The organism is Curtobacterium flaccumfaciens, assembly GCF_004361695.1.
In the GTDB taxonomy this organism is placed as follows: Bacteria; Actinomycetota; Actinomycetes; order Actinomycetales; family Microbacteriaceae; genus Curtobacterium; species Curtobacterium flaccumfaciens_B.
Genome location: NZ_SNVW01000002.1, coordinates 247,084 through 274,004, shown reverse-complemented (window position 1 = coordinate 274,004; position 26,921 = coordinate 247,084). Strand labels below are relative to the sequence as shown.

The 26,921-nt window shown below is 70.4% G+C and carries 27 protein-coding genes and 3 tRNA genes; 21 read left to right on the top strand and 9 right to left on the bottom strand.

What is annotated here, in order from left to right; translation table 11 throughout:
* Nucleotides 1-56: 56 nt before the first annotated feature.
* The 3 genes from EDF64_RS03935 to EDF64_RS03925 all read left to right on the top strand — a co-directional run bounded on the left by EDF64_RS03935 (nt 57) and on the right by EDF64_RS03925 (nt 1,557).
* Entirely contained in the window at nt 57-1,289 is a 1,233-nt protein-coding gene (locus EDF64_RS03935; RefSeq protein WP_133518774.1) for a M23 family metallopeptidase, read from the top strand.
* 89 nt (nt 1,290-1,378) lie between these two features.
* Nucleotides 1,379-1,450: transfer RNA gene (locus EDF64_RS03930), tRNA-Thr, on the top strand.
* Between the two features lie 33 nt (nt 1,451-1,483).
* Nucleotides 1,484-1,557, top strand: a tRNA-Met gene (locus tag EDF64_RS03925).
* 201 nt (nt 1,558-1,758) lie between these two features.
* Here EDF64_RS03925 and EDF64_RS03920 read toward each other — a convergent pair.
* Entirely contained in the window at nt 1,759-2,148 is a 390-nt protein-coding gene (locus tag EDF64_RS03920; RefSeq protein WP_133518773.1) for a hypothetical protein, read from the bottom strand.
* 187 nt (nt 2,149-2,335) lie between these two features.
* On the opposite strand from EDF64_RS03920, the gene EDF64_RS03915 reads away from it, so the two are divergent.
* The 3 genes from EDF64_RS03915 to EDF64_RS03905 are packed head-to-tail and all read left to right on the top strand — an operon-like array spanning nt 2,336 to nt 4,238.
* The gene (locus EDF64_RS03915; protein WP_133518772.1) at nt 2,336-2,785 is read left to right on the top strand and encodes a MaoC family dehydratase N-terminal domain-containing protein; all 450 of its coding nucleotides are present in this window, start codon (nt 2,336-2,338) and stop codon (nt 2,783-2,785) included.
* Entirely contained in the window at nt 2,782-3,207 is a 426-nt protein-coding gene (locus EDF64_RS03910; RefSeq protein WP_133518771.1) for a MaoC/PaaZ C-terminal domain-containing protein, read from the top strand. Before EDF64_RS03915 ends, EDF64_RS03910 begins: the two co-directional genes overlap by 4 nt.
* A gap of 14 nt (nt 3,208-3,221) precedes the next feature.
* Nucleotides 3,222-4,238 carry a UDP-N-acetylmuramate dehydrogenase gene (locus tag EDF64_RS03905; protein ID WP_243736236.1) on the top strand — a complete coding sequence of 339 codons (1,017 nt, stop codon included), beginning with the start codon at nt 3,222-3,224 and terminating at the stop codon, nt 4,236-4,238.
* Nucleotides 4,239-4,316: 78 nt separating this feature from the next.
* Here EDF64_RS03905 and EDF64_RS03900 read toward each other — a convergent pair whose 3' ends face one another.
* Nucleotides 4,317-5,498, bottom strand: a complete 1,182-nt coding sequence (locus EDF64_RS03900; RefSeq protein ID WP_133518937.1) for a pyridoxal phosphate-dependent aminotransferase — start codon at nt 5,496-5,498, stop codon at nt 4,317-4,319.
* 196 nt (nt 5,499-5,694) lie between these two features.
* Here EDF64_RS03900 and EDF64_RS03895 point away from each other — a divergent pair.
* The 6 genes from EDF64_RS03895 to EDF64_RS03870 all read left to right on the top strand — a co-directional run bounded on the left by EDF64_RS03895 (nt 5,695) and on the right by EDF64_RS03870 (nt 9,313).
* Nucleotides 5,695-5,767, top strand: a tRNA-Trp gene (locus EDF64_RS03895).
* A 35-nt stretch (nt 5,768-5,802) separates the two neighbouring features.
* Nucleotides 5,803-6,066, top strand: coding sequence for a preprotein translocase subunit SecE (secE, locus tag EDF64_RS03890; protein ID WP_402739123.1), 264 nt, complete (start codon nt 5,803-5,805; stop codon nt 6,064-6,066).
* 138 nt (nt 6,067-6,204) lie between these two features.
* Nucleotides 6,205-7,266, top strand: coding sequence for a transcription termination/antitermination protein NusG (gene nusG / locus EDF64_RS03885; protein WP_133518770.1), 1,062 nt, complete (start codon nt 6,205-6,207; stop codon nt 7,264-7,266).
* Between the two features lie 144 nt (nt 7,267-7,410).
* A complete protein-coding gene (gene rplK / locus EDF64_RS03880) occupies nt 7,411-7,842 on the top strand; it encodes a 50S ribosomal protein L11 (RefSeq protein WP_017888638.1) in 432 nt (143 codons plus the stop codon).
* Nucleotides 7,843-7,928: 86 nt separating this feature from the next.
* Nucleotides 7,929-8,618, top strand: a complete 690-nt coding sequence (gene rplA, locus EDF64_RS03875; RefSeq protein ID WP_133518769.1) for a 50S ribosomal protein L1 — start codon at nt 7,929-7,931, stop codon at nt 8,616-8,618.
* An 86-nt stretch (nt 8,619-8,704) separates the two neighbouring features.
* Nucleotides 8,705-9,313: a Pr6Pr family membrane protein gene (locus tag EDF64_RS03870; RefSeq protein ID WP_133518768.1), complete on the top strand. Its 609-nt coding sequence runs from the start codon at nt 8,705-8,707 to the stop codon at nt 9,311-9,313.
* Between the two features lie 43 nt (nt 9,314-9,356).
* Here EDF64_RS03870 and EDF64_RS03865 read toward each other — a convergent pair whose 3' ends face one another.
* Together EDF64_RS03865 and EDF64_RS03860 are read right to left on the bottom strand one after the other, a co-directional pair.
* A complete protein-coding gene (locus EDF64_RS03865) occupies nt 9,357-10,091 on the bottom strand; it encodes a YqaJ viral recombinase family protein (protein WP_133518767.1) in 735 nt (244 codons plus the stop codon).
* A 55-nt stretch (nt 10,092-10,146) separates the two neighbouring features.
* Nucleotides 10,147-11,358: an ROK family transcriptional regulator gene (locus EDF64_RS03860; RefSeq protein WP_208108821.1), complete on the bottom strand. Its 1,212-nt coding sequence runs from the start codon at nt 11,356-11,358 to the stop codon at nt 10,147-10,149.
* Between the two features lie 146 nt (nt 11,359-11,504).
* On the opposite strand from EDF64_RS03860, the gene EDF64_RS03855 reads away from it, so the two are divergent.
* The 6 genes from EDF64_RS03855 (at nt 11,505) to EDF64_RS03830 (ending at nt 17,992) form a co-directional block, all read left to right on the top strand.
* Complete coding sequence (locus tag EDF64_RS03855) at nt 11,505-12,251, top strand: sugar phosphate isomerase/epimerase family protein (RefSeq protein ID WP_133518766.1); 747 nt, start codon at nt 11,505-11,507, stop codon at nt 12,249-12,251.
* The gene (locus tag EDF64_RS03850) at nt 12,248-13,399 is read left to right on the top strand and encodes a Gfo/Idh/MocA family protein (RefSeq protein ID WP_133518765.1); all 1,152 of its coding nucleotides are present in this window, start codon (nt 12,248-12,250) and stop codon (nt 13,397-13,399) included. The genes EDF64_RS03855 and EDF64_RS03850 overlap by 4 nt, the downstream gene beginning before the upstream one ends.
* A gap of 135 nt (nt 13,400-13,534) precedes the next feature.
* On the top strand, nt 13,535-14,836 hold the full coding sequence (locus EDF64_RS03845) for an extracellular solute-binding protein (RefSeq protein WP_133518764.1): 1,302 nt from the start codon (nt 13,535-13,537) through the stop codon (nt 14,834-14,836).
* Nucleotides 14,837-15,021: 185 nt separating this feature from the next.
* On the top strand, nt 15,022-16,017 hold the full coding sequence (locus tag EDF64_RS03840; protein WP_133518763.1) for a carbohydrate ABC transporter permease: 996 nt from the start codon (nt 15,022-15,024) through the stop codon (nt 16,015-16,017).
* A complete protein-coding gene (locus tag EDF64_RS03835; RefSeq protein ID WP_133518762.1) occupies nt 16,010-16,849 on the top strand; it encodes a carbohydrate ABC transporter permease in 840 nt (279 codons plus the stop codon). The genes EDF64_RS03840 and EDF64_RS03835 overlap by 8 nt, the downstream gene beginning before the upstream one ends.
* Before the next feature lie 201 nt (nt 16,850-17,050).
* Entirely contained in the window at nt 17,051-17,992 is a 942-nt protein-coding gene (locus EDF64_RS03830; RefSeq protein ID WP_133518761.1) for a TolB family protein, read from the top strand.
* Nucleotides 17,993-18,082: 90 nt separating this feature from the next.
* Here the strand turns inward: EDF64_RS03830 and EDF64_RS03825 are convergent, their stop codons facing one another.
* From EDF64_RS03825 to EDF64_RS03805, 5 genes are all read right to left on the bottom strand, one after another.
* Entirely contained in the window at nt 18,083-18,757 is a 675-nt protein-coding gene (locus tag EDF64_RS03825; protein ID WP_133518935.1) for an ABC transporter ATP-binding protein, read from the bottom strand.
* A 185-nt stretch (nt 18,758-18,942) separates the two neighbouring features.
* Nucleotides 18,943-20,478 carry an ABC transporter permease gene (locus EDF64_RS03820; protein WP_133518760.1) on the bottom strand — a complete coding sequence of 512 codons (1,536 nt, stop codon included), beginning with the start codon at nt 20,476-20,478 and terminating at the stop codon, nt 18,943-18,945.
* Nucleotides 20,479-20,607: 129 nt separating this feature from the next.
* Nucleotides 20,608-21,363, bottom strand: a complete 756-nt coding sequence (locus tag EDF64_RS03815) for a glycosyltransferase (RefSeq protein WP_243736235.1) — start codon at nt 21,361-21,363, stop codon at nt 20,608-20,610.
* Nucleotides 21,360-22,736 (bottom strand): bifunctional PIG-L family deacetylase/class I SAM-dependent methyltransferase, encoded by a 1,377-nt coding sequence (locus EDF64_RS03810; protein WP_133518758.1) that lies wholly within the window; start codon nt 22,734-22,736, stop codon nt 21,360-21,362. Before EDF64_RS03810 ends, EDF64_RS03815 begins: the two co-directional genes overlap by 4 nt.
* Nucleotides 22,730-23,776 (bottom strand): acyl-CoA dehydrogenase, encoded by a 1,047-nt coding sequence (locus EDF64_RS03805; RefSeq protein WP_133518757.1) that lies wholly within the window; start codon nt 23,774-23,776, stop codon nt 22,730-22,732. Before EDF64_RS03805 ends, EDF64_RS03810 begins: the two co-directional genes overlap by 7 nt.
* Nucleotides 23,777-23,880: 104 nt before the next feature.
* Here EDF64_RS03805 and EDF64_RS03800 point away from each other — a divergent pair, with 104 nt between their 5' ends.
* The 3 genes from EDF64_RS03800 (at nt 23,881) to rplJ (ending at nt 26,884) form a co-directional block, all read left to right on the top strand.
* Nucleotides 23,881-24,621 carry a response regulator transcription factor gene (locus tag EDF64_RS03800; RefSeq protein ID WP_133518756.1) on the top strand — a complete coding sequence of 247 codons (741 nt, stop codon included), beginning with the start codon at nt 23,881-23,883 and terminating at the stop codon, nt 24,619-24,621.
* The gene (locus EDF64_RS03795) at nt 24,618-26,045 is read left to right on the top strand and encodes a sensor histidine kinase (protein ID WP_133518755.1); all 1,428 of its coding nucleotides are present in this window, start codon (nt 24,618-24,620) and stop codon (nt 26,043-26,045) included. The genes EDF64_RS03800 and EDF64_RS03795 overlap by 4 nt, the downstream gene beginning before the upstream one ends.
* Before the next feature lie 323 nt (nt 26,046-26,368).
* Nucleotides 26,369-26,884: a 50S ribosomal protein L10 gene (gene rplJ / locus EDF64_RS03790; RefSeq protein WP_070418388.1), complete on the top strand. Its 516-nt coding sequence runs from the start codon at nt 26,369-26,371 to the stop codon at nt 26,882-26,884.
* Nucleotides 26,885-26,921: the final 37 nt, after the last annotated feature.

Sequence of the window (26,921 nt, the reverse complement as noted above, 5' to 3'; positions counted from 1 at the left end):
TTATCTGCTCGTTACCAACGAGCGCACTTCGCCCCGATCAGGATCCTCACCGACGCATGCCCCCCTCCTCCCTCTCGCCCGTGCAGACCGACGGCCCCGTGAACGCACCGACACCGGTCGTCCACCGCACCCGACGGGCACGCATCGAGGCGGAGCGAGCAGCTGCAGCAGCAGTCGCCGGGGGTGACCGTGTCGAGCAGGCGACGGTCGTGGCGGGGGCGGGCACTGCCTCCAGTCCGTCCTTCGACGACCTGGTGACGCCCACGCCGGTGACCCCCGTGACGCCGCCGGCCCCGGCGTCCCCGATCGACTTCGCGCCGTCGTCGCCGGCGATGCCGGCCGCGACCGCTGCGCCCGTGACGCCGCCGGCGCCGGCCTCACCCGTCGTCGCCCCGGCTACCGCTGCGACGCCGACCGCTCCGGTCGCGTCCTCGACCCGTCGGGTGCTCGGCCAGGTGCCGGCGTCGCGTCGCCCGGCACGCGCCGTCCGCACCGGCGGGACCGCGACCCTGCACGTCGACCGTGCCACCCGCCACCTCGGTGCCGGGCCGTCCGCCGCCACCGCACCGGTGGTCGCCCCGAAGAAGCAGGGTGCGTCCTTCCGTCGTGCCGCGTCGCGGGTGACGGCCGTGGGCGCGCTGCTGTTCGCCGCCGGACTCGTCGTCTCCACCTCGCTGCCGGCGCAGGCGTTCTGGATGCCGGAGACCGACGCCACCTCGGGTCGCAGCACCGCGGCCGGCGCGACCCAGTCCTTGCGAGTCGGCTCGGGCGCGACGGACGCCGAGACGAACCGCGACCAGTACTCGGTGTCGAGCGCGACGCAGTACAAGAACGTCGACTCGTCGAGCTTCACGAACGACCCGAACGGCACGATCCAGTGGCCGTTCCTGACGGGCGTGCCGATCACCTCCGGGTTCGGCGGCCGCCAGGTCGAGGGCTGCTCGTTCTGCTCGACGAACCACATGGGCGTCGACTTCGCCCCCGGCGAGGGCACCCCGATCCGGGTCATCGCGGCCGGCACCGTGACCAAGGTGCAGGCGGACGACGGCGGCTTCGGCAACGACGTCTGGGTCGAGCACGAGGTCGACGGCAAGCAGTTCACCAGCGTCTACGGCCACATGGAGGACAACTCCTTCAAGGTCGTCAAGGGCCAGCAGGTCGAGGTCGGCGACGAGCTCGGTCTCGTCGGCAGCACCGGCAACTCGACCGGCCCGCACCTGCACCTCGAGGTGCACGTCGACGGGGTCCCGGTGGACCCGCTGGCGTGGCTCAAGGCCAACGCGAACTAGCGGTCCGGCGCGGCACGCCCGGGCGTCGTCCCGGTTCCTGAGCACCGTCGCCGGTCTGCTATCCTCGTGTGGTGCCGTTCGCGGCACATGCCCCGATAGCTCAGTGGTAGAGCACTTCCATGGTAAGGAAGGGGTCGTCAGTTCAATCCTGACTCGGGGCTCCGACTCGGAGCGGTACGCCGCTCCGGATCCTTGGCGGGGTAGCTCAGTTGGTTAGAGCACACGACTCATAATCGTGGGGTCGCGGGTTCAAGTCCCGCCCTCGCTACTGCAAGCCCGGCGATCGGCTCGCCGGGCTTTCGTCGTTCCCGGGCGCCGCGCGCGGCTCATGCGCGCTGCGGCATGCGCGCGCGGCTCGAGCACCGGACCCCCTGCGCCGACTCCGGGTTTCGCGGTCAGCGACACCTCACGGGCTCGTCGGCGCGTGAGGTGTCGCTGACCGCGAAACTCGCGCCGTGCCCCGCGGCGCTCAGAACGGGCGGTGCTCCGTGCGCGCCACGAGGACCCCGGCGGAGCGGAGCGCCCGCTCCAGGGTCGCGTTCACGTGCTGCCACGCGGACTGCCGCCGACCGGCGCCGATGCCTCCGCCGGACACCGCGGTGCCGTGCCCCGCGTGCCGCAGCGTGATCGTGGTCGACGTCCCCGAGACGGTCGTCGAGAGCTCGTAGCGCCGGAACTCCCGCGAGGGGTGCACGAGCGCCCCGAGCAGGATCGTCAGCACCCGGCTGCCCGTCGTGGCGGTCAGCGTCCCGCCGGTCGACTCGACCTGGTGCCCGGTGCGGCGGAGTGCTGCGCCGGCGACCTCCATGGCGGTGCACCGGTCTCCCGTGTGCACGGCGAACTCGGTCGTCGCGTCCATCGTTCCTCCCCATCCCCGGAGTCGTCATCGGTTCGTGCGTCGCAGTGGTCCCCCCGAACCGCGCCCGCCGAGCATAGCCGATGCATGCTCAGCAAAGACAGACCCAAGAGGACAGACCCCAGAAGGCAGACCCCGGAGGACAGCACCCGAGGACGGGCCCCCGAGCAGCGTCGGTAGACTGCCGCACGTGTCTGTGAACCCCGAGCTCGTCGGCAGGACGTTCCCGCCGGCCCAGCCCTACCTGGTCGGTCGTGAGAAGGTGCGCGAGTTCTCGCGTGCCGTGTTCGCGACGAACCCGATCCACCACGAGCCCGAGGCGGCCCGTGCCGCCGGCTACGACGACGTCGTCGCACCGCCGACCTTCGCGGTCGTCGTGCAGGAGGCCACGCTCGCCCAGCTCCTCGCCGAGCCGGACGCCGGCATCGACTTCTCGCGGGTCGTCCACGGCGAGCAGGCCTTCACGTACGACCGGCCGATCGTCGCCGGCGACGAACTGACCGCGACGCTGACCGTCACGAGCGTGAAGACGCTCGGCGGCAACGCCATGGTGACCGCCGAGAGCACGATGCAGGACGCCGCGGGGGAGCACGTCGTCACCGCGACCTCCACCCTCGTGGTCCGGGGGGACGACGCATGACCGCCGCACCCGTGACCGCGCTCGAGGTCGGCACCGTCGTCGCCGAGCGCGAGGTCCACCTCACCCGTGACTCGCTCGTCCGCTACGCCGGCGCCTCGGGTGACTTCAACCCGATCCACTACCGCGACGACGTCGCCGCCTCGGTCGGACTCCCCGGCGTCCTGGCACACGGCATGCTCACGATGGGCCTCGCCGTGCAGCCGGTCTCCGAATGGCTCGGCGACCGTGGCTGGGTCGTCCGCTACGGCGTGCGCTTCACGCGTCCCGTGGTCGTCGACCCCGAGCAGGGCGCGACCGTCGGCGTCGTCGCGAAGGTCGGCACCGTCGACGAGGACGGCCGACCGCAGCGCATCGACCTCACCGTGACCGCCGGCGGGCAGACCGTGCTCGGCAAGGCGCAGGTCACGGTGGCGTTCCGCTGACCGTGTCGGCTCCGGTGCTCGCCGACCTCACGACCCTGCGGGTCGGTGGGCCGGCCGCTCGGCTGCTCACGGCGACGACGACGGGCGAGCTGGTCGCCGCCGCCTTCACCGCGTGGGAGGACAGCGAGTGGCTCGTCCTCGGCGGCGGCAGCAACGTCCTGGTCGCCGACGACGGCTTCGACGGCACCGTCGTGCTCGTACGGACGACCGGCGTCGAGTCTGCGGCCGACGCCGACGGCGTCACCGTCCGCGTCGCGGCCGGTGAACCGTGGGACGCGTTCGTCGCCACGACCGTCGAGAACGGTTGGACCGGCCTGGAGGCGCTGAGCGGCATCCCGGGAACGGTCGGTGCCGCCCCCGTGCAGAACATCGGCGCCTACGGGGTCGAGCTCTCCGACGTGCTCACCGCGATCGAGTTCCTCGATGCGGTCACGGGGGAGCGCGCGTGGGTGCCTGCGGCCGAGCTGGCGCTCGGCTACCGCACGTCGACGCTCAAGCACGGACGCCGGGGTGTGGTGCTGACGGTGGAGTTCCGGCTCGGGACCGCCTCGTCCGACGGGGTGCCGGTCCGCTACGCCCAGCTCGCCGGGTCGCTCGGCGTGGAGCTCGGGTCCCTCGTGGAACCGTCGACCGTCCGCTCCGAGGTCCTGCGGCTGCGCGGGTCGAAGGGCATGGTCCTCGACGCCGACGACCCGGACACCTGGAGTGCCGGGTCCTTCTTCACGAACCCGATCGTGTCGCCCGAGTTCGCCGAGACGCTGCCGGCCGAGGCACCGCGGTGGCCGGCTGGCGAGGACGTGAAGCTCAGCGCCGCGTGGCTCATCGAGCACGCCGGCGTGCACCGTGGCTACGCGGTCCCCGGGTCCCGCGCCGGCATCTCGTCGAAGCACACGCTGGCGCTGACGAACCGCGGGGGAGCGACCGCCGCGCAGGTGGCCGAGCTCGCCCGGTACGTCCAGGTGACCGTCCTCAACCGGTTCGGGGTCGCGCTCGTGCCGGAACCCGTCGTGGTGGGCGACCTGGTCGACTGAGCCGACCCGCGCCTCCCGGAACGACGGAACGGGCCACCTCGACGAGGCGGCCCGTTCCGTGGTCCTGCGGTCTGCGGTCTACGCGAAGAACGCCGCCAGGCGGGCGACGCCCTCGGCGATGTCGTCGTCGCCGAGCGCGTACGACAGGCGGAGGTAGCCGGACGGGCCGAAGGCCTCACCGGGGACGACGGCGACCTCGGCGTGCTCGAGGATGAGGTCGGCGAGCCCGAGCGTCGTGGTGGGGGTGGAACCGGCCCACTCGCGACCGAGCAGCGCCGTGACGTCGGGGTAGACGTAGAAGGCGCCCTGCGGGGTCGGCGTCACGAAGCCCGGGATCGCGTTGAGCCCCTCGACGATGGCCTTCCGGCGGCGGTCGAAGGCCTCGCGCATGGCCGTCACCGGCTCCTGCGGGCCGGTCAGTGCGGCGATCGCGGCACGTTGCGAGACGTTCGACACGTTCGACGACAGGTGCGACTGCAGGTTCGACGCGGCCTTGACGGCGTCGGCCGGGCCGATGAACCACCCGACGCGCCAGCCGGTCATCGCGTAGGTCTTCGCGACGCCGTTGACGAGGATCGTGGTGTCGGCGAGGGCGGGGACGGCCTCGAGGATGCCGGTGAAGCGGACGCCGTCGTACACGAGGTCCTGGTAGATCTCGTCGCTGATGACCCAGATGCCGTGCTCGAGCGCCCACTCGCCGATGGCACGGGTCTGCTCGGCCGTGTACACGGCGCCGGTCGGGTTCGACGGGGAGCAGAACAGCAGCGCCTTCGTCTTCGGTGTGCGGGCGGCCTCGAGCTGCTCCACCGTGACGAGGTAGTCCTGGTCGCTGCCAGCGAAGACGTCGACGGGCACGCCGCCGGCGAGCCGGATTGCCTCGGGGTAGGTGGTCCAGTACGGCGCGGGGAGCAGGACCTCGTCGCCGGCGTCGACGATGGTCTGGAACGCCTGGTAGACGGCCTGCTTGCCGCCGTTCGTGACGATGACCTGCCCGGGGTCGACGGTGATGCCGGACGACCGTGCCGTCTTCTCGGCGATCGCCTGCTTCAGCTCGGGCAGCCCGGTCGCGGGGGTGTAGCGGTGGTTCTTCGGGTCCTGCGCGGCCTGGACGGCGGCGTCGACGACGTGCTGCGGGGTGGCGAAGTCGGGCTCGCCGGCGGCGAACGAGATCACCGGACGACCGGCGGCCTTGAGCGCCTTGGCCTTCGCATCGACCTTGAGCGTCGCCGACTCGGCGATCGCGGCGATGCGGGACGCGATGCGCGGCCGGTCGCCGGACCCGGTGGAGGGGGTCGTGGCGGTGGGGTTTGCGGTGGACTCGGGGCCGGGGGCTTCGGTGCTCACGGGTGTCAGCCTATCGGCGCGGCACGCCGGAGCATCCGTCAAGTGGACACCGTGTGACGGACTCCCGTAGACTCGTCCACCGGAACGCGGATCGGTGACGAACCGTGTCCGAAGGGCGGTGGCTCAATTGGTAGAGCAGCGGTCTCCAAAACCGCAGGTTGCAGGTTCGAGTCCTGTCCGCCCTGCACATCTGGAAGGGTAGAAGTTGGCGAGCAAAGACATGGAGACGACGGCGGACGACGTCGTCGCCAAGGCGAAGCAGGACCGGGCCGAGCGCCGCGGGCCCTTCGCTGCCATCGTGCTCTTCATCCGCCAGGTCATCGCCGAGCTCCGCAAGGTCGTCACCCCGACCCGCAAGGAACTCTTCAGCTACACGGGCGTCGTCCTGGTCTTCGTCGTCGTGATGATGATCCTGGTGTCGATCCTGGACTTCGCGTTCGGACTCGGTGTCGGGTACGTGTTCGGCAACGGGCCGACGGCCTGACCCGGACACCGGCTGCCGTGTCCCGCGGCTGGACACCTGACCGCGTGCGGACAGGAGTACGGTCGCCGGTGACACGGCTGATCGTGAACCGATCCGCACGCCAACCCGATCCGCACCACCGAACGGAAAGAATCGACAGTGTCTGACAACTCCCGCGACGACATCGACCTCGCCACGGCTGCCGAGCAGTCCTCCGAAGTCGAGGAGAACCAGGAAGGCGACGTCGAGACCAGCGAGGGCCGTGCGGTCGAGTCTGCTGAAGAGCGTGCCATCTCGATCGAGGACGAGGACGACGAGTCCCTCGGCCTGAGCGACGAGCCCGACGACGGCACCGTCGACGCCTCCATCGACGAGGCGCTGAACGCCCTCGCCGAGTCCCGTGACCCCGAGGCGGACGCCGTCGTCGACGACGCACTCGAGATCGACACCGCCGACGAGGCCGAGGCCGCCGTCGAGGCAGTCGAGGACGAGGAAGAGGTCGAGCTCGAGGAAGAGACCGCCGCCGAGGCGAACGCCACGCTCGCCGCCGACGAGGCGCTCGACGCCGAAGGTGACGACGACGACGACGCCGAAGAGGCCGAGCTCGACCCGTACGAGGCGTTCAAGGCCGAGCTGCGGATGAAGCCGGGCAAGTGGTACGTCATCCACTCCTACGCGGGCTTCGAGCGCCGCGTGAAGTCGAACATCGAGAACCGCATGGTCTCGATGTCGATGGAGGACTACATCTACCAGGTCGAGGTCCCGATGGAGGACGTCGTCGAGATCAAGAACGGGCAGCGCAAGCTGGTCACCCGTGTCCGGATCCCCTCGTACGTGCTCGTCCGCATGGACCTCAACGAGGACTCGTGGTCCGTCGTCCGGCACACCCCCGGTGTCACCGGCTTCGTCGGCAACGCGCACAACCCCACGCCGCTCCGCTTCGACGAGGCGTTCGGCATGCTGAAGTCCCTCGTGCAGGTGGCCGAGGCCGCGCCGACCAAGGGCGGCGGCAAGGGCACCGGCGGCGCACAGTCGCAGCCGGCAGCCGAGGTCGACTTCGAGGTCGGCGAGACGATCACCATCAAGGAAGGCTCGTTCGCGGGCCTGCCGGGTTCGATCTCCGAGATCAAGCCGGAGAGCGGCAAGCTCACCGTCCTCGTCTCGCTCTTCGAGCGCGAGACCCCGGTCGAGCTCAGCTTCGACCAGGTCACGAAGCTCTAGTACCGACCACGCAGGTCGGGTAGACTCAACGAGTTTGGCCCCGCACGCTTCGTGCGTGCGGGGCTTCACCGCGGTCCGGAACGGCCGGGCCAGCGGGAGAGTGCACGGAACACCGTGCGTTCGATTCCCAGGAGGAAGCACAACATGGCACCGAAGAAGAAGGTCACGGGCCTGATCAAGCTGCAGATCAACGCGGGCGCCGCCAACCCGGCCCCGCCGATCGGTCCGGCTCTCGGTCAGCACGGCGTGAACATCATGGAGTTCTGCAAGGCGTACAACGCGGCGACCGAGTCGCAGCGTGGCAACGTCGTGCCGGTCGAGATCACCGTCTACGAGGACCGTTCGTTCACGTTCGTCCTCAAGACCCCGCCGGCCGCCGAGCTCATCAAGAAGGCTGCGGGTGTGCAGAAGGGGTCCTCGACCCCGCACACGGTCAAGGTCGCGAAGATCTCGATGGACCAGGTCCGTCAGATCGCCGAGACCAAGCAGGCCGACCTGAACGCCAACGACATCGAGCAGGCCGCGAAGATCATCGCCGGCACCGCTCGTTCGATGGGCATCACGGTCGAGGCGTAAGCCTCGCCTCAGGCACACCCCCCAACACCCTTCCGTGGGAGAGCCTTCGCCGGCTCGTCAACCACGTAGCTCCCAAGGAGAACACCATGGCGAAGAAGTCCAAGGCCTACCAGGCCGCGGCCGCGAAGATCGAGGCCGACAAGTTCTACACCCCCAGCGAGGCCGTCGCCCTGGCGAAGGAGACCGGTTCGACCAAGACCGACTCCACCGTCGAGGTCGCCCTCAAGCTCGGCGTCGACCCGCGCAAGGCGGACCAGATGGTCCGTGGCACGGTCATCCTGCCGCACGGCACGGGCAAGACCGCCCGCGTCATCGTCTTCGCCGTGGGCGCTGCGGCTGAGGCCGCCATCGCCGCCGGTGCGGACGAGGTCGGTGGCGACGAGCTCATCGCGAAGGTCGCCGAGGGCTACACCGCCTTCGACTCCGCCGTCGCGACGCCGGAGCTCATGGGCAAGGTCGGTCGTCTCGGCAAGGTGCTCGGCCCGCGTGGCCTCATGCCGAACCCGAAGACCGGCACCGTGACCCCGAACGTGGCGCAGGCCGTCAACGACATCAAGGGCGGAAAGATCGAGTTCCGCGTCGACAAGCACGCCAACGTGCACTTCGTCGTCGGCAAGGCCTCGTTCACGCCGGAGCAGCTCGACGAGAACATCTCGACGGCGCTCGAAGAGGTCAACCGCCTCAAGCCGAGCGCCTCGAAGGGCCGCTACATCATGAAGGGCGCCGTCTCGACGACCTTCGGACCGGGCATCCCGCTGGACGTCAACAGCATCTGATCGCCAGATCACCTCGGAAGGACCCGCACCGGTTTCGGTGCGGGTCCTTTCGCATCCCGGGCGTGATGTCCCGATAGCGTGGCCCCGTGCGCATCCTCGTGAACTCGCTCCGCCTGATCGCGGTGATCGCGGTCGTCGCCGCGATCCTCGGCCAGTGGCTCGTCAGCTCCAAGCTCGACGAGTACGTCTTCTGGAACTTCTTCGGCTACTTCACGATCCAGTCGAACATCATCATCGCGGTGGCGTTCGCGGCGACGCTGGTGCTCGCGGCCCAGCGGAAGCGCCAGGGGGTCGGCCTGTCGGTGTTCCGCGGCGCGGCGACGGTGTACATCGCCACGACGGGGATCGTCTACAACACCCTGCTGACGAGCGTGGACGTGCAGACCTCGGTGCAGTGGTCGAACGACATCCTGCACAAGATCATGCCGCTCTACGCGGTGCTCGACTGGCTGCTGTTCTCGGACCGTGCCCGGCTGGTGTTCCGGCACATCTGGTGGTTCCTGCTCTACCCCGCGGTGTGGACGATCGTCATCCTGATCCGCGGAGCGACCGACGGGTGGGTGCCGTACCCGTTCCTCAACCCGGACCTCGGCTACGGCGTCGTGGCCTGGTACTGCCTCGGGGTGGCGGCGTCGATCGTGTTGCTCGGTGTGCTCGTGGTGGGGATGAGTCGCCTCCGACTCGTGAAGGTGTAGCCGGGGTCAGCCCGGTCCGGCCTGTCACCCCCGGTGGAGCCGCTCAGCTCCGGAAGCCCCGCAGCCGGTCGAGCACGAGGTCGGCGAGCTGGATGAGCCCGCGGATCTGGTCGTCGTCGCGATCGACCCACCGGCACTCGGGCTCGTCAGCGACCGGCACGAACTCGTCGTGGCGTTCCCAGACGAACAGCGTGCGGTCGGCACCGAGGACGTACTGCTGCCACCAGATCTGCCGGAGGTAGTGCCGCGGGATGCTCCGCCAGGCCTTGCCGGTGGTCTTGATCTCGGCGAGCACGACCCGCGAGGAGCCGTCGATCCCGACGCCGTCCGGTGTCGCGAGGTGCGCCCGGTTCGCGGCGGCGTGGAACAGGTGCGCCGAGGGCTGGATGCCGTGCGTCGCGGCGACCCACGCGGCGATGACCGGCTCGCGTTCCTTGCCGTGCTCGGTGTACGAGTTGCCGGAGAACCGGGAGCCGTACCGCTTGTCGGTGACGACGGCGTCCACGGCGCGCAGCGAGGCGAGTCGGGCGACGTCGGTCGCGGTGATCCCCATCGCGCGAGCGCGGAGCCAGGCGACCCGGTCGGACGAGTGCGCGACGATCCGCTCGGTGTGCCCGCGCAACGCGGTGAACGCGTCGTGACCACGGTGCTCTGGAGCAGAGGCGTGCGCAACCGCGGCCGGCGCACCGGACGCGGGCCGTGCCTCCAGGCCGGAACCCGGGTCGAGCTCCGGGCCCGGATCCAGGTCACCCCAGAGGGTGGGCTGCACGATCGTCACCCGACGATTGTCCCCCCGCGCACCGACGTCGCGAAACCGACGCTCCGGCGCGTGCTCAGGAGACGAGCTGGCGACCCTCGGCGTACGCGACGAGCTCGTCGACGCCGGCGGGGGAGAGCGCGTACCCGATCGCGAGGGCCGCTGCTCCCTGCAGCGCCGCGACGGATCCGGCGCGGGACTGCGCGATGACGAGGTGTTCCGTGGCGAGCGGCATGGAGCGGGAGTAGACGACCTCGCGGACGCCGGCGAGCAGGTGCTCCCCGGCCTGGGTGATCGAGCCGCCGAGTACGATCACGGACGGGTTCATCAGGGAGACGCAGGTCGCCAGGACCTCGCCGATGTCCCGCCCGGCCTGCCGGACCGCGTAGATCGCGTCGAGGTCGGATCGGTTCACCAGGTCGATGACGTCCGCGCTGGTCTGCACGTCGTGCCCCTTGGCCCGGAGCCCGCGGGCGATGGCCGGGCCGGACGCGACGGCCTCGAGGCAGCCGGTGTTGCCGCAGTGGCACGGGACGTCGCCGGCGCGGGAGACCCGCACGTGGCCGATGTCACCCGCGGTGCCCTGCGCGCCGCGCTGGAGTTCGCCGTCGGACACGATGCCGGAGCCGATGCCGGTGGCGACCTTGACGAAGAGCAGGTGGTCGACGTCGGGCCAGCCGTGTTCCCGTTCGCCGAGTGCGGCGATGTTCACGTCGTTGTCGAGCAGGACGTGCGCGGCGATGTGTCCACGGAGCCAGCCGGGCACGTCGAAGCCGTCCCAGCCGGGCATGATCGGCGGGTTCGCCGGGCGGCCGGTGGAGAACTCGACCGGGCCGGGCACGCCGATGCCGATCGCGATGACGTCGTCGCGGGAGCGCCCGACCTCGTCGAGCAGCGCGTCGACGGTCTCGACGAGCCAGGTGAGCGTGGGGACGGGGCCGGCGGCGATGTCGATCCGGGCCTCGCGGGAGGCGAGGGGCGCAGCGACGAGGTCGGTGACGGCGACCCGGCCGTGCGAGGCGCCGAGGTCGGCGGCGATCACGAGCCGGGCGCGGGGCTTCAGTGCCACCTGGGCAGGCGGACGCCCACCGGTGGAGGCTGCGGTGTCCACCGGTCCGACGAGTCCGACCTCGATGAGGGCATCGAGGCGCACGCCGATCGTCGAGCGTGCGAGTCCTGTCAGTGCGGCGAGCTCTGCCCTGGTGCGCGGCACGCCGTCGCGGAGGATCTGGAAGAGCTCGCTCGTCCCGACCGGAGGCGACGCTGCCGTCCGAGTCAAGTCGACCATGTGGGGGAGTGAAGCACACATCGAACGCGCCACGCAACGAAGTACGTCGACATTCCTCGAACTTCTGCTTGACCGCCGACAAAAGTCCTCGTAGTGTGACGCTCGGTCGAAGTCGACCTCCACCATCTCGACGAGGAGAACCCCTGGTGACCCAACCGCTTTCGGTCCAGCTCTACACGGTCCGCGACGCCCTCGGTGCTGATCTTCCCGGCACCCTGCAGCGCATCGCCGGCATCGGCTTCACGAACGTCGAACTCTTCGGCTACGTGGACCGCGCCGACGAGTACGCGACTGCCCTGAAGGACGCCGGCCTCGCCGCGCCGAGCGGACACGCCCGGCTGCTGGACGCCGGGGAGCAGGACCTCGAGCGCATCTTCCACGCGACCGCGACGATCGGCACCCAGACGCTGATCGACCCGCACATCGACGAGGCCCGCTGGACCACCCGCGAGGACGTCGAGGCGATCGCCCGCGAGCTCAGCGCCCTCGCCCCGCGTGCGGCCGACCACGGTCTGACGCTCGGCTACCACAACCACGCGTTCGAGTTCTCGAACCGCATCGACGGCGTCAGCGCCTACGAGGTCTTCGCGGACGCACTGTCCGACGACGTCGTCCTCGAGCTCGACACCTACTGGGTGAAGGTCGGCGGCGACGACCCGGTCGCGATCATCGGCAAGTACGGCGACAAGGTGCAGTTCCTGCACGTCAAGGACGGCGACGGCTCGCACGACGACAAGAAGCAGGTCGCCGTGGGCGACGGCATCATGCCGATCCGCGAGATCATCGCCGCCGCGCCCGACGCACTGCACGTGATCGAGCTCGACGACCACGAGGGCGACGTGTTCCAGGCCGTCGCCGACTCCTACACGTTCCTCCAGGGGGCCCGCGCATGACCGACACCACGACCACCACCGGCACGTCGACCAGCGACGTCCCCCGCACCGGCCCCGTCGGCGTCGGCGTCATCGGCGCCGGGGTCATCTCGGACCAGTACCTCTCGAACCTCACGGTCTTCCCGGACGTGAAGGTCCACTTCATCGCGGACATCGACCTGCCGCGCGCCGCCGCCCAGGCCGAGAAGTGGGGCGTCGCCGGTTCCGGCACCGTCGAGGAGCTCCTGGCGAACGACGACATCGAGATCGTCGTCAACCTGACCATCCCGGCCGCCCACGTCGAGGTCGCCCTGCAGGCCCTCGCCGCCGGCAAGCACGTCTGGGGCGAGAAGCCCTACGCCCTCGACCGCTCGAGCGCCGCGGAACTGCGCGAGGCGGCACGCGCCGCGGGCAAGACCGTCAGCGTCGCCCCGGACACCTTCCTCGGTGCCGGGCTGCAGACGGCCCTCCGCACCATCCGCGACGGCCGGATCGGCACGCCCCTCAACGGCCTGACGCTCTTCCAGAGCCCCGGACCGGAGTCGTGGCACCCGAGCCCCGAGTTCCTCTTCGCCTACGGCGCCGGCCCGCTCTTCGACATCGGCCCGTACTACATCACGACCCTCGTGCAGGCGTTCGGCCCGGTCAAGAAGGTCACCGCCACGGCGTCGAAGTCCCGTGCCACGCGCACCATCGGCTCCGGCCCCAAGGCGGGCACCGAGTTCCCGGTCGAGGTGCCCACGAACCACTCGGCACTCATCGAGTTCGAGAACGGCGGCAGCGCGCAGAGCGTCTTCTCGTTCGAGTCCGACCGCGGCCGCACCGGCTTCGTCGAGATCGCGGGCGAGACCGGCACGGTCGTGTTCCCCGACCCGAACAACTTCGACGGCGACACCGAGCTGTACGCGCTCGGCGCCGAGGAGCCCGAGACGATCCCCGCCGTGGGGTCCACCTACTCGCGCGGAACCGGCGTGGTCGACCTCGCCCGTGCCCTCCGTGCCGGTGAGGAGAACCGGGTCCCCGGTGCCCTCGCCTTCCACGTCCTCGACGTGATGGTCTCCATCGCCGAGGCAGCCGAACGTGGTGAGACGGTGCTCGTGGAGAGCACCGTCGCGCCCTCCCCGACCCTCCCCGAGGGCTGGGACCCCGCGGCGTCCACCCTGTCCTGACGGACGGGGTCCCGCCCGGCGACGGACGGGGCCCCGGCCACCACGGGCCGGACGACACCGCACCACACAGCAGCACCCGACAGCACCACCGTTCCATCCCCTTGCACCATCTCAACGACGAGAAAGTAGAGAGTCATGCGCACTGCCATCCGCGCACTGGCCATCACCGCGGCCGCGGCACTCACCGTGACCGGCCTCGCAGCCTGCTCCTCCGGAGGCTCCGGTTCGTCCGGCGACTCCAAGACGCTCACGTACTGGGCGTCCAACCAGGGCACGTCGCTCCAGAACGACAAGGAGGTGCTGACCCCCGTCCTCAAGAAGTTCACGAAGGAGACCGGGATCAAGGTCGACCTCCAGGTCATCGGCTGGAACGACCTGCAGAACAAGATCCAGACCGCCGTCACCTCGGGCCAGGGCCCGGACGTCGTCAACATCGGCAACACCTGGGCGACCTCGCTCCAGGCCACCGGCGCCTTCCAGGAGTTCGGTGACTCGGAGATGAAGGCGATCGGCGGGTCCGACAAGTTCGGCAAGGTCGCGCTCTCCACGGGTGGCGCGCCCGGCAAGACCGTCACGAGCGTCCCGCTCTACGGCCTCGCCTACGGCCTGTACTACAACAAGAAGATGCTCTCCGACGCCGGCATCACCCCGCCGACGACGTGGGAGGACCTGGTCGCCGACGCCAAGAAGCTGACGACCGGTTCGACGTACGGGTTCAGCCTCGCCGGTGGTTCCTACACCGAGAACTCGCACTTCGCGTTCATCAACTCGGCCCAGAACGGCGGCGAGTGGTTCGACAAGGACGGCAAGCCGACCTTCACGTCGAAGGCGAACGTCGACGGCATCAAGCGCTACCTCGACCTCATGCAGGACGCCAAGGTCGCGAACCCGTCGAACGCGCAGTACGACAACGCGACGCAGTCGGTGACGGACTTCGCGAACAAGAAGGCCGCGTTCATCCTCAACCAGAACAACGCCAACGCGACGATCGAGTCCCTCGGGATGAAGTCGGACGAGTACGGCGTCGTGGCCCTTCCCGCCCCGAGCGGCGGCAAGGACATCGCCAGCTTCCCGGCCGGCATCAACCTGTCGATCTTCAAGAACACGAAGAACAAGGACGGCGCGCTCAAGTTCGTCAAGTACATGACGAGCATGGACACGCAGACGACGCTGGACAAGCCGTACTCGGCTCTCCCGGTGCTCGCCGCGGCTGCTGACTCGGTCACCGACGAGCAGACGAAGACGTTCCTCGACATCTACAACAACAAGGCGAAGCCGCTCCCGCTGGTGCCCGCCGAGGACCAGTTCGAGTCCACGGTCGGCAAGGCGATGAACGACATGTTCGCCAAGATCGCCACCGGTTCGACGGTGTCCGACAGCGACATCAAGACCGCGCTCCAGACCGCCCAGGACCAGGTGTCCCAGGCGAACGGCTGATCCACACCCAGCCAGGAGGCCCGGGGCGCGTCCGCAAGGCCGCCCCGGGTCTCCACCCCCTCGCTCCAGAGCCGACCACGCGTCGGCAGTGAGGCTCACGCCCCACGCACCACGCGCCTCCAGGCCGCTGCCACGGCCACCTGCGCGCCGCACCCGAACACTCCTCCTGCCGAAAGGCCCCGCCCATGTCCACGACGGTCCTGCCCGACTCGGAGCGCATCGACCTGACGCACACGAAGGCCCCGACGATGTCGGGCCGTCCGCCAGGTCGCAAGCGCAAGGTCCACTGGCTGCCCTACGCGCTCGTCGCGCCGGCCATCCTCTTCGAGCTGCTCATCCACATCGTGCCGATGCTCGTCGGCATCTGGATCTCGTTCATCCAGCTCACCAAGTACTTCATCGCCAACTGGGGTGCCGCGCCCTTCGCCGGGTTCGGCAACTACTCCGTCGTCATCGACTTCGACCAGGCGATCGGCAAGGGCGTCCTCAACTCGTTCCTCATCACCTGCGCCTTCACGGTGCTCGTGGTCGGGCTCTCGTGGACCTTCGGCATGGCCGCGGCCGTCGCGCTGCAGAAGCCGTTCGCGGGTCGCGGACTCTTCCGCACCCTGTTCCTCGTGCCGTACGCGCTGCCGATGTACGCCGGCGTGATCACCTGGAAGTTCATGTTCCAGCGGGACACCGGCGCGCTGAACCACCTGCTCGTCGACCAGCTGCACCTCTTCGGTGGCAACGCCCCGTTCTGGCTGATCGGCAACAACGCGTTCGTCGCCGTGGTCGTCGTCGCGATCTGGAAGACCTGGCCCTTCGCGTTCCTGATGCTCATGGCCGGTCTGCAGTCCGTCCCGAACGACGTGTACGAGGCCGCCTCGGTCGACGGTGCCAAGCCGTTCCGCCAGTGGCGCTCGATCACGCTGCCGATGGTCCGCCCGGTCAACGTGACGCTCGTGCTCGTGATGTTCCTGTGGACGTTCAACGACTTCAACACACCGTTCGTGTTGTTCGGCTCGACCGCGCAGCCACCCGCCGCGGACCTGCTGAGCTTCCACATCTACAACGCCTCCTTCATCACCTGGAACTTCGGCTCCGGTGCCGCGATGAGCGTCCTGCTCCTCCTCTTCCTGCTCGTCGTCACCGGCATCTACCTCGCCGTGACCAACCGGAGGTCCGTCCGTGCGTGAGACAACTGGTGCCAAGTCCTTCAAGGTCATCACCCTGATCGTCCTGACCCTCTTCACGGTCGTGCCGCTCTACGTGATGATCACCACGGCGATCAAGCCGCTCGGCGACGTGCAGAACAACTTCACGTGGATCCCGACGAACATCACCTTCCAGCCGTTCATCGACATGTGGTCGACGGTGCCGCTCGGCCGGTACTTCATCAACTCGCTCGTGGTCTGCACGGTCGCGACGGTGTTCTCGCTGATCATCGCCACGTTCGCCGCCTACGGTGTCTCGCGCTGGAACTTCAAGGGCAAGAGCACCTTCACCACCGCGGTGCTCTCCACCCAGATGTTCCCGGGCGTGCTGTTCCTGCTGCCGCTGTTCCTCATCTTCACGAACCTCGGCAACGCGCTCGGCATCCAGCTCGTGGGATCGTGGCTCGGCCTGATCATCACGTACCTGACGTTCACGCTGCCGTTCTCGATCTGGATGCTCGCGGGCTACTTCGAGACCATCCCGCGTGAGCTCGACGAGGCCGCGATGGTCGACGGCTCCGGTCCGATGGGTGCCCTCTTCCGGGTCATCCTGCCGTCGGCCCGTCCGGGTCTGGTGGCGGTCGGGATCTACTCGTTCATGACGGCCTGGGGTGAGGTCCTCTTCGCCTCGGTCATGACGAACGGGCTCGGCTCCACCCTGGCGGTCGGTCTGCAGCAGTACTCGACGCAGACGAACGTGTACTGGAACCAGGTGATGGCGGCGTCGCTCGTCGTGTCGATCCCGGTCGTGGCCGCGTTCCTCATCGTGCAGCGGCAGTTCGTGGCCGGGCTGACGGCCGGCGCGGTGAAGTAGGCGGGCTCGTTCCACCGGCTCCACCCGTTCCGCTCGTTCCACCCGTTCCATCCGTTCGACCCGTTCCGCTCGCGAAAGCGACAGATGCCCGCCAGGATTCGGCGGGGATCTGTCGCTTTCGTGTTCCTCACCCGCCCGCCCGGCCCGCCGCCCGGGCCGCCCGCCGCCCGACCGCCCCGCCCGAACCGACAGGATGGACGCATGACCGAGACCCGAGGGCGGCAACTGCTGCCCGGCCAGACCAGCCGCGTGCACGTGTACGACGTCGAGGCCCGCTCGAGCCGCCTCGTGTTCGAGTCCCGCACGGTGCTCGTCGAGGCGCCGAACGTCCTCGACGCCGACACCCTCGTGCTCAACGGGAACGGCGACCTCTGGCTGCTCCGGCTGCCGGCGGCGGACGGCGACACCGTGCTCGACGAGTCCGCGCTGGTCCCGGTGCCGATGGACGGCGTCGACGAGATCAACAACGACCACGTGCTCGACCCGTCGGGCGCGTCGATCGTGGTGAGCGCCCGCAACGGCGAGCTGTACCGCGTGCCGCTGCCGGCGGGTGGTGCCACGTCGCAGGTCACCGACGCGGCGGCGGCGCTGCCGGTGAAGCGGAAGTACTACCTGCACGGCATCGCACCGGACGGATCGTCCCTCGCGGCGATCGTGGGGGAGCTGTCCGAGGACGGCGTCTGGACGACCGAGGTGGCGATGGTCGACGCGACGACGGGCGAGACCGCCTTCGTCACGCGCGACGAGCACCCGGACGACGGCTGCACGATCGCGGCGGACGGCACGCTGCTCTGGAACACCGAGCGCTTCACCCCGGGGACGGCGCAGCTCGCGACCCTCCGGCCGGGTGCCGACGACCCCGTCCGGCTCACGAACGACGACCGGGTGAACTGGTTCCCGCACCTGTCCCCGGACGCCGCGCACCTGCTGTACCTGTCCTACGAGCCCGGGGTGCAGGGGCACCCGGCGGACCACCCGGTCGAACTGCGGCTGCTACCCGGCAGCCTGGTCCGCGGTGCTCGGATCGCGGTGCTGCCGGAGATCCTCGTCGCACTCGAGGGCGGCCAGGGAACGGTCAACGTGCCGCCGTGGGCGCCGGACTCGACGTGGTTCGCCTACTGCGACTACCCGGTCGCGCGGTAGCCACCCGCGAACGCACGCGCGCAGCGACGGTCCACTGGCCCCGGAGGGCGTGGACCGTCGCTGCGCGCGAGGGGGAGACCGGCCGCCGGACTAGACCTCGCGGACCTGCCCCTGCTTGATGTGCAGCCGGCGCTCGGCGCGCTTCGCGACCCACGAGTCGTGCGTGACGATGACCACGGTCAGCCCGCGCTCCTTCCACTGCTTCTCGATGAGGCCCATGATCTCGTCGCGGGTGGCCTCGTCGAGCGCGCCGGTCGGTTCGTCGGCGAGCAGCACGCTCGGGTTCTTCACGAGGGCCCGGGCGATCGCGACGCGCTGCTGCTGCCCGCCGGAGAGCTCCGCGGGCAGGTGGTCGAGTCGTTCACCGAGCCCGACCTCCTGCAGCGCCGCCGTCGACCGTGACCGGACCTCGGCCCGGGAGCGGTTCGCCAGCGACCCGGCGAACGCGGTCTCCACGTTCTCGAGCGCCGTCAGCGTCGGGATGAGGTTGAAGCTCTGGAACACGAAGCCGATCTCGGTCGCCCGCAGGTCGGTCAGTGCGCGGTCACCGAGTTTCGCGACGTCCTGCTCGCCGAGATGGATCGAGCCGGCACTCGGCCGGTCGAGCGCCCCGAGCATCTGCAGCAGGGTCGACTTGCCGCCGCCCGTCGGACCCTGGATCGCGACGAGCTGCCCCTGCGGGATCACCACGTCGACGTTGGTCAGCGCGGTGACGGTCCGGTTCTTCTGCTTGTACGTCTTGCTCACGTTCTGCAGTCGGTAGATCGGACTGGAGGCGCGGCTCGCCTCCGCCGTGGACGCTGCGGTCGCGGCACTGGTCGCGTTGGTCGCCTTGGTCGCGTTGGTCTCGGCAGCGTCGGCGCTGGTCAGGTCGGTTCGGGTCAGGTCGGCTCGGGTCACGGTGGCTCCTGTCGTCGGTTCGGGTGCGCGGGTCGATGAGGGATCGGACATCAGGCCACGCTCCGCAGGGCCTCGGCCGGACGGAGCCGGCTCGCGCGCCAGCCGCCGAGGGCGCCGGCGATGAGGCCACCGAGGATCGCCAGCCCGATCGCGAGCAGGATCACCTCGACCGTGACCGGGGCGTGCAGCACGACGTCGGTCGTGCTCGCCGTGCTCCCCCCGCCGCCGAACCCACCGGCCGGGGCACCGCCCGTGGTGCCGCTGCCGGCCGCTGCGGTCGCGGCACCGCCGGGCACCCCGCCGCCAGCACCGGGCCCGCGGTTCGTGGTGGTCGACGCGCTCGCCGAGATCGTCGGGGCGATGACGTTCACCACGAGGATGCCGAGGAGCCCCACGGCGGCACCGATGACCCCACCGATGATCCCCTGCACGAGGGATTCGCCGGCCACCTGGCGGGTGATGCGCCCGTTCGACCAGCCGATCGCCTTCAGGGTGCCGAACTCACGCGTGCGCCGGGTGACGCCGGAGATCGTGAAGAGGATCGCGATGAGGAACGCCGCGGCGAGGACGACGATCGACAGCCACCTGCCGAGGTTCGAGACCAGGGTGGAGGCCGTGCTCAGCGATCCGGAGACGCTCGACGCCAGGTCGGACTCGGTGGAGACGGTCGCGCTGGTCAGCTGCTTCTGCAGGGCGGACTTGATCGTGTCGACGTCGGCGGAGGACTCCGCGGACACGTAGATCGAGGTCACCTTGCCGTCGAGGTCGGCCAGGGCCTGCGCGGTGTCGAGCGGGACGTAGGTGTTCGAGCCGGTGGTCGACGACGAACCGGTCGAGGAGACGAGTCCGATCACCTCGAAGTCCTTCCCGCCGATCGACAGGGTGTCACCGACGGCCTTCGACTCGCTCTTCGCGTAGGTGGCGTCGAGCACGACGACGTCCTTGCCGGCGTCGGCGGACGTGAAGGTACGGCCCTTCGTGAGCTCGGTGCTCGTCAGCGGCCCGACCGTGTCGCCCGTGACGGGGATGCCCGTGACCGTGAAGGAGTCGACGCTGAAGGACCCGCCACCGAAGCCGCGGCCGCCCTCGGTGCCGCCGGTCGACGGTGCCCGCTCGGTGGTGCTGCTGCTCGAGCCGCTGCTCGATCCGCTGTCGGACTGCTGCTGCACCTGCCCGGAGAACGTGCTGTTCTCGAGGGTGAGCACGCCGGTCGCGGCCTTCACGCCGCTCGTGCCCGTGACGGTCGTGACGTCGGACGCGCTGAGGGTGCTCGTGCCGCGGGTGACGGCGAGGCGGGACTGCGACAGGTCGGTCGAGCCGCTGCCACTGCCGGAGCCGCTCTGGCTGCCGAAGTCGAAGCTCGGCCGACCGGTGCTCGACGCGCTCGGGGTCTCGGTCTTCGTCACGGTGATGTCGGTGCCGACGCCGTACACGGACTGCAGCACGCTCGCCTGTGCGGCCTGCACGCCGCCCGCGATCGAGGACACGATGACCACGAGTGCGATGGCGAGCGCCATGCCGATCGCGATGATGACGGTCTGCTTCTTGCGGTTCGTGAGTTCTCGCCTGAGGTAGGTCAGGAACATGGTTCTCCTCGGTGGTGGCCGGCTGGGGTCACCGGCCGTGCAGAGCGCACGGCGGGGCCGACGGAGGAGAACCTAGGCAGCGCGGTTATCACCGGCACTGCGCGTGGCTATGGGGTTGCTATGCGCCGATCAACTCGCGTCGCCGTAGGTGATCCGCAGGTGCTCGGCGTACCCGCCCGGGGTCCGACCGTCGAATCGCCCGCTCGTCACCACGGGCAGGTCGGTGGTGGCGCGGACGTCCAACCCGAGGGCGCGGGCGCGCTCCACCAGGCGCACGTCCTCGTGCTCGGGCACGGGGTCGAAGCCGCCGAGCGCGAGGGAGACGTCCCCGCGCAGCCCGAGGTTCGCACCGTGCACGTGGCCGAGCGTCGACCCCGGCGGGTGGGCGTGCAGCCAGCGGGCGAGCACCACGGGGTCGAGGTCGTCCGGGTCCGGCACGACCGCCCCGACGAGCACGTGCGCACCGGCGTCGTGGGCCTCGACCTGCTGGACGAGCCACCCGGGGTCGACCCGGGAGTCGGCGTCCGTGTGCGCGAGCCACCGGGCCGACGGTTCCGGACCGGACGCCAGGGCCCGGGTGGTGCCCACGGCACGAGCCCGGCCGACGCCGAGCCGCTCGGTCGCCACGACGTCGAGGGGAACACCCGTGCGGCCCTGGAGGTCGGCGCCGTCGGACCACAGCGGATCGCCCGCCGCCGCTGCCCGGAGGACGGCACCGGTGTCGTCCGTGCACCCGTCGAGGACGACCGTGACGGCGACCGCGACGTCCGGGTGGGTGCGTGCGAGCACCCGGACGGCGACGGCGAGCGCCTGCACGCACCCGGCGATCCCGTCCTCCTCGTCGTGCGCCGGGACCACGACGTCGATGCGGGCGGGGAGGCTCACGGGGTCAGCCTCTCGGCCGTCGCCACCGACACCACGGCGGGGCCGGGGAACACGCTCAGCACGAAGTCCTCCTCGACGTGCCGGACGAGCGCCGGTCGCGGCCACCGTTCGGCGAGCCGTCCGTCCACGACGTCGCCGCTCGACACCGCCTCGTCGTCCGGGTGCCGCCAGTGGCACGCCACCAGCACACCGTCGTCGTCGAGCGAGGCGAGCACGCGGTCGATCGTCGCGTCGAGGTCCGCGGAAGACAGGTAGTAGCCGACCTCGGACATCACGACGAGGTCCCACCGACCGGCCGGCCACTCCGACGGCAGCGCGGCCTGCACGAATCGGGCCGCCGGCGCACGGTGGCGCGCGCGTTCGAGTGGTGCGGCGGAGATGTCGGTGCCGAGCACGTCATCGGCCCGCTCGGTGAGCGCCGCCGTCAGCACCCCGGTCGCGCAGCCGAGCTCCAGCGCCGAGCGGTACCGCTCGCGGGGGAGCGCCGCCAGGGTCACGGCACGCTTCCGCCGCTCGTACCACGAGCCCTCGAAGTCCCATCCCTCGGGCTTCCGCTCGTAGTGGGCGTCGAAGGACTCCCGGGAGCGGGACGCCGCCGTCGCCGACGCGGAGTCCCCGCCCGGGGCGAAGAACCACTCGACGGAGCGGAGGTGGTGCGCGGCGTGCCGCTCGTCGACGATCGCCTCGTCACCGGCAGCCGGCGAGAGCGGGTGCGTCTGCGACCGGTACGCGTCGAGGGCCCGCCGCTTCCGGTCGAGGACGTCGGCCGGCACCGCGAGCACCCGCGCGCGGTCCCAGGGCATCGCCGACGCGTCCGGGTCGTCCCAGTGCCAGGCCCAGATCGGGTAGGTCAGCAGCTCGGCGCCCGCGGACCGTTCCACGACCGCCTCGGCGACCTCGCCCGCGATGCGGTGGTCGCGGTGACCGTCGCCGCGCCAGGGTGCCACCACGAGCGTCGGGCGCGACGCCCCGGCGAGCCGTGCGGCCAGGGCGTCGCGGAGCACGTCGGGGTGCTCGCGCAGCCCGCCGTCGGGCACGTCGAGGACGGTGGCGCTCGCCGCGGGGTGCAGGACCCGGAGCGCGGTCCGGAACTCGTCCTCGCGGATCCTCCGGAGGTCGTCGCGGGTGGTCGTCGGCGAGTCCGGGTGTGACCCCTCGCCGCGCGTGACGAGCAGCACGTGCACGGGGACACCGGCGTCCGCCGCCGTGGCGACGAGCGCGCCGGCACCGAGCGTCTCGTCGTCCGGGTGCGGTGCGACCACGACCACGGAGCCGATGCCGTCGAGGGTCACCGGCGCTGCCGTCACCCCGGCGGTCGACCGGGTCCAGGCCGCGGGGTCCGTGCCCGGCTCGCGGTGGTCGAAGCTCACCACGCGACACCGCCCTCGCCGGCCAGGACCTTCCGGCCGATGCGCGCCAGGTCGCGGTCGCCGTGGTCCTGCAGCACGTAGAGCTCGAGGTCGGCCACCCGCGCGGCGACCGCCGGGTCGGTGGTCAGCGGACCGGGGCCGATCGTCGCGACCACCCGGGAGCGCACGGCGTCGACCGCGCGGCGGACCCGCGACCGGACGAGCTGCGCGAGGAGGGACCAGTCGGTGCCGTCGGGGTCGGGTGCATCGATCCGTGCCGCCGCGTCGGCCAGGGCGTCCTCGGCGTCGGCGAGGTCGGCGACGGTGGCCCCGAGCGCCGCCTGCAGCAACTCGGAGTCGGGGTGGTCGGCAGCCAGCGCACGGAGCACCCGGGCGAGGCCGACCGCGCCGCCCCACCAGCACGCCGCGACGCCGATCCCGCCCCACGCGAACCCCGGGCGCCGGAGGTACCAGCCTGGACCGCCGACCGGTTCGGCACGGACGCCGGCGAAGTCCACGGGGCCGCTCGGCACGTCCGGCATGCCCCGGGCGACCCAGGCCTCGTCGTGCACGGTCACGCCGGGCTGACGGAGATCGACCGCGAACAGCTGCCGCTCGGCCCCTCCGTCCGCGGACACGTGTGCGGTGACGAGCGCGTGGGAGAGCGTCGAGGCCAGCGAGCACCAGGGCTTCGTCCCGTCCAGCACGACCGCACCATCGGACGTGCCGCCGGAGGCCGTCAGCCGGACACCGGGCCCCTCGGCGGCGAACACGCCCCACGTCGACCCCGCCGGCACGGCCACCCCGGCCTGCGCGAGGATGCCGAGCGCGTCCAGGTGCGGCTCGACCGTCCGCGCCGTCGTGACGTCGGCCGCGGCGATCGCCGCGAGCGTCGCGAAGCACGAGCCGGCGGTCCCCGCGGACAGGACCGACGCCGTGGTGGCGACCGTCTGCGCGACGGCGAGACGGTCCGCCGGGGACGAGCCGTGCCTCCCGGCCTGCTCCTCGATCCGGGCGCTGTCGACGTGACGGGCAGAGGGCGGCCAGGCCGAGGAACGCAGCATTCCTCGAACCTACGGACGAGTGTCCGTGCGCGTCCTCGGCAACCCACAGACGGCAGAGGGGCGCTCCACAGACGCCTCATAGGAATCTCTCGATACTCGAAGACGTGACCATTTCCCAGCCTGCAGCAGCCCCGCGCCTCACGCGTGCCGACGGAACCCCGTTGCGCATCCTCGTCGTCGACGACGAAGCCAGCCTCACCGACCTCCTCTCCATGGCGCTCCGGTACGAGGGCTGGGACGTGAAGAGCGCGAACGGCGGCCAGGACGCACTCACGACGGCGCGCGAGTGGAAGCCGGACGCGATGGTGCTCGACGTGATGATGCCGGACCTCGACGGCCTGCAGGTGCTCAGCCGGCTCCGCCAGAACAACGACGACACCCCGGTGCTGTTCCTCACCGCGAAGGACTCCGTCGAGGACCGCGTCACCGGACTCACCGCCGGCGGCGACGACTACGTCACGAAGCCGTTCTCGCTGGAGGAGGTCGTGGCGCGCCTCCGTGGGCTCATCCGCCGTTCGCAGATCTCCGTCTCCGAAGCCGGGGACTCCCGCATCGTCGTGGGCGACCTGGTGCTCGACGAGGAGTCCTACGAGGTGTCCCGTGCCGGCCGGTCCATCGAGCTGACCGCCACCGAGTTCGAACTGCTCCGCTTCCTCATGCGCAACCCGCGTCGTGTGCTGTCGAAGGCGCAGATCCTCGACCGCGTCTGGTCGTACGACTTCGGCGGCAAGTCGTCCGTCGTCGAGATCTACATCTCCTACCTGCGCAAGAAGATCGACGCCGGTGAGACCCCGATGATCCACACGGTGCGCGGCGTCGGGTACGTCATCAAGCCCACCTCGTGACCCTCCGGCGCCGGCTCGTCCTGAGCATCGTCGCCCTCGTCGTCGCGGTCAGCGCGGTCATCGGCGCGGGCAGCATCATCGCGCTCGCGTCGATCCAGACCGGGGCGATCGACCAGCAGATCACGAGCGCGACCCACCGTGCGCAGCGCTACTTGCAGCAGAACCAGTCGGGGCAGCCCGGAATAGACCTGTCTCGTCCGTCGGGCCAGGCGGCTGGCACGCTCACGGCGTATTTCGTAGACGGCCAGGTGATCGTAGCGAGTTTGCTCGACGACTACGGACGGCCCAGCGGGATCCCCCAGTCGAGCGCCGACGCCCTCGGACAGGTACGAGTCGGTGCTGAGCCGCAGACCGTCGACCTCGGTTCCGGCATCGGTCGGTACCGCCTGGCAGCCGTCACCGTCGGGCCGGCTGTGCTCGTCGTCGGATTGCCGATGAGGCCCGTCGACGCGAACGTCTGGTCGCTCTTCTGGGTTGTGGTCGTCGTCCTCTGCATCGCTTTGCTGGCTGCGTCGATCGTCGCCGCCCTGGTCGTCCGCCGTTCCCTCCGCCCGCTCGAACGCGTCGCCGAGACCGCGTCGACGGTCGCACGGATGCCGCTCGAGCGGAGCGACGCGCTGCAGGACGTCCGCGTCCCCGACACCGACCCCCGCACCGAGGTCGGTCGGGTCGGCAGCGCCTTCAACCGGATGCTCGGGCACATCGCCGGAGCCATGCAGGCCCGCGAACGCTCGGAGCAGAAGGTGCGCCAGTTCGTCGCCGACGCGTCGCACGAGCTCCGCACCCCGCTCGCGTCGGTCCGCGGCTACGCCGAACTCACCCGACGGATGGGCGGGGACCTGCCGCAGGACGTCGTCTACGCGATGAGCCGGATCGAGTCGGAGTCGATCCGGATGACGTCGATGGTCGAGGACCTGCTGCTCCTCGCCCGCCTCGACGAGGGCCGCGAGGTCCAGTTCGACGACGTGGACCTGACCGGGCTCGTGTTCGACGCCGTGAACGACGCCCACGCCGCGTCGCCCGACCACCCGATCGAGGTCGACGTCCCCGATTCGCCCGTGGTCGTCGTCGGCGATGCCGCGCGGCTGCACCAGGTCATCGTGAACCTGGTCACGAACGCCCGCACGCACACCCCGGACGGCACCCGGATCACCGTCGGCATCACGCCCGTCGCGGGCGGCGTCGACCTGACCGTGCGGGACACGGGGCAGGGCATCGACCCCGAGTTCCTGCCGAAGCTGTTCGAGCGGTTCGCCCGTGCGGACAGCTCGCGATCGCGGACCGCCGGGTCGACGGGCCTCGGGCTCGCGATCGTGGACGCGGTCGTGCAGGCGCACGGCGGGTCCGTGGACGTGCGGAGCGAGCCGGGCGACACCGTGTTCACGGTGCACCTGCCGGTCGCGCAGCCGGCGGCACTGGGCTGACGGACCGTCGGACGGGAGGCGCGGGGCGGGCCCGCACCGCGCCTCCCGTCCGCTGTTTGGTGACGTCCAGAGCATCTGGTACAGTTCTCGAAGCCAAAGACCGCCGGATGTTCGCATGCTCGCATGTGGACCGAAGGTCCTCTCTCACGAGGGGCATCCCGCGCAGGTGTTCCGAACCACTCCCGCCTTCTGGTGGAAGCAGCTCCGAGCCTCTGCGCCGGAGCTTTTTTCGTGTGTGGGCTGTGTTCACCACAGTCCTGGGGGCTGTGTTCACCACAGTCCAGGGGACCTGGGGCTACCGGCAAGAAACCCCAAGGAGAACCATGGCGAACAAGGAAGCTGCGGTCGCCGAGCTCACGGAGTCCTTCCGGAGCTCGAACGCCGTTCTGCTCACCGAGTACCGCGGTCTCACGGTCGCGCAGCTCAAGGAGCTCCGCAACTCGATCCGTGAGCACGCCACGTACGCCGTGGTGAAGAACACGCTGACCAAGATCGCGGCGAACAACGCCGGCATCTCGTCGTTCGACGACGAGCTCGCCGGTCCGTCCGCTCTCGCCTTCGTCCACGGTGACACCGTCGCCGTCGCGAAGTCGCTGCGTGCATTCGCCAAGGCGAACCCCGAGCTCGTGGTGAAGGGTGGTTACTTCGACGGTAACCCGCTCTCCGCGACCGAGGTGGACAAGCTCGCCGACCTCGAGTCCCGTGAAGTTCTGCTCGGCAAGCTCGCCGGCGCCTTCAAGGCCTCGCTGTTCGGTGCTGCGTACCTGTTCCAGGCACCCCTCTCGCAGGCCGTCCGCACCGTGGACGCCCTTCGCGAGAAGCAGGAGTCCGCGGCCTGATCGGGCACGCGTTCCACAACCACACGTACTAGCTAGT

Excerpts from the sequence above, each read along its gene's own strand:
- EDF64_RS03860 (WP_208108821.1), bottom strand. The coding sequence starts at position 11,358 with ATGGTCGACTTGACTCGGACGGCAGCGTCGCCTCCGGTCGGGACGAGC.
- rplA (WP_133518769.1), top strand. The coding sequence starts at position 7,929 with ATGGCGAAGAAGTCCAAGGCCTACCAGGCCGCGGCCGCGAAGATCGAG.
- secE (WP_402739123.1), top strand. The coding sequence starts at position 5,803 with ATGGAGACGACGGCGGACGACGTCGTCGCCAAGGCGAAGCAGGACCGG.
- EDF64_RS03820 (WP_133518760.1), bottom strand. The coding sequence starts at position 20,478 with ATGTTCCTGACCTACCTCAGGCGAGAACTCACGAACCGCAAGAAGCAG.
- EDF64_RS03845 (WP_133518764.1), top strand. The coding sequence starts at position 13,535 with ATGCGCACTGCCATCCGCGCACTGGCCATCACCGCGGCCGCGGCACTC.
- EDF64_RS03935 (WP_133518774.1), top strand. The coding sequence starts at position 57 with ATGCCCCCCTCCTCCCTCTCGCCCGTGCAGACCGACGGCCCCGTGAAC.
- EDF64_RS03850 (WP_133518765.1), top strand. The coding sequence starts at position 12,248 with ATGACCGACACCACGACCACCACCGGCACGTCGACCAGCGACGTCCCC.
- EDF64_RS03920 (WP_133518773.1), bottom strand. The coding sequence starts at position 2,148 with ATGGACGCGACGACCGAGTTCGCCGTGCACACGGGAGACCGGTGCACC.
- rplJ (WP_070418388.1), top strand. The coding sequence starts at position 26,369 with ATGGCGAACAAGGAAGCTGCGGTCGCCGAGCTCACGGAGTCCTTCCGG.
- EDF64_RS03840 (WP_133518763.1), top strand. The coding sequence starts at position 15,022 with ATGTCCACGACGGTCCTGCCCGACTCGGAGCGCATCGACCTGACGCAC.
- EDF64_RS03805 (WP_133518757.1), bottom strand. The coding sequence starts at position 23,776 with ATGCTGCGTTCCTCGGCCTGGCCGCCCTCTGCCCGTCACGTCGACAGC.
- EDF64_RS03830 (WP_133518761.1), top strand. The coding sequence starts at position 17,051 with ATGACCGAGACCCGAGGGCGGCAACTGCTGCCCGGCCAGACCAGCCGC.
- rplK (WP_017888638.1), top strand. The coding sequence starts at position 7,411 with ATGGCACCGAAGAAGAAGGTCACGGGCCTGATCAAGCTGCAGATCAAC.
- EDF64_RS03910 (WP_133518771.1), top strand. The coding sequence starts at position 2,782 with ATGACCGCCGCACCCGTGACCGCGCTCGAGGTCGGCACCGTCGTCGCC.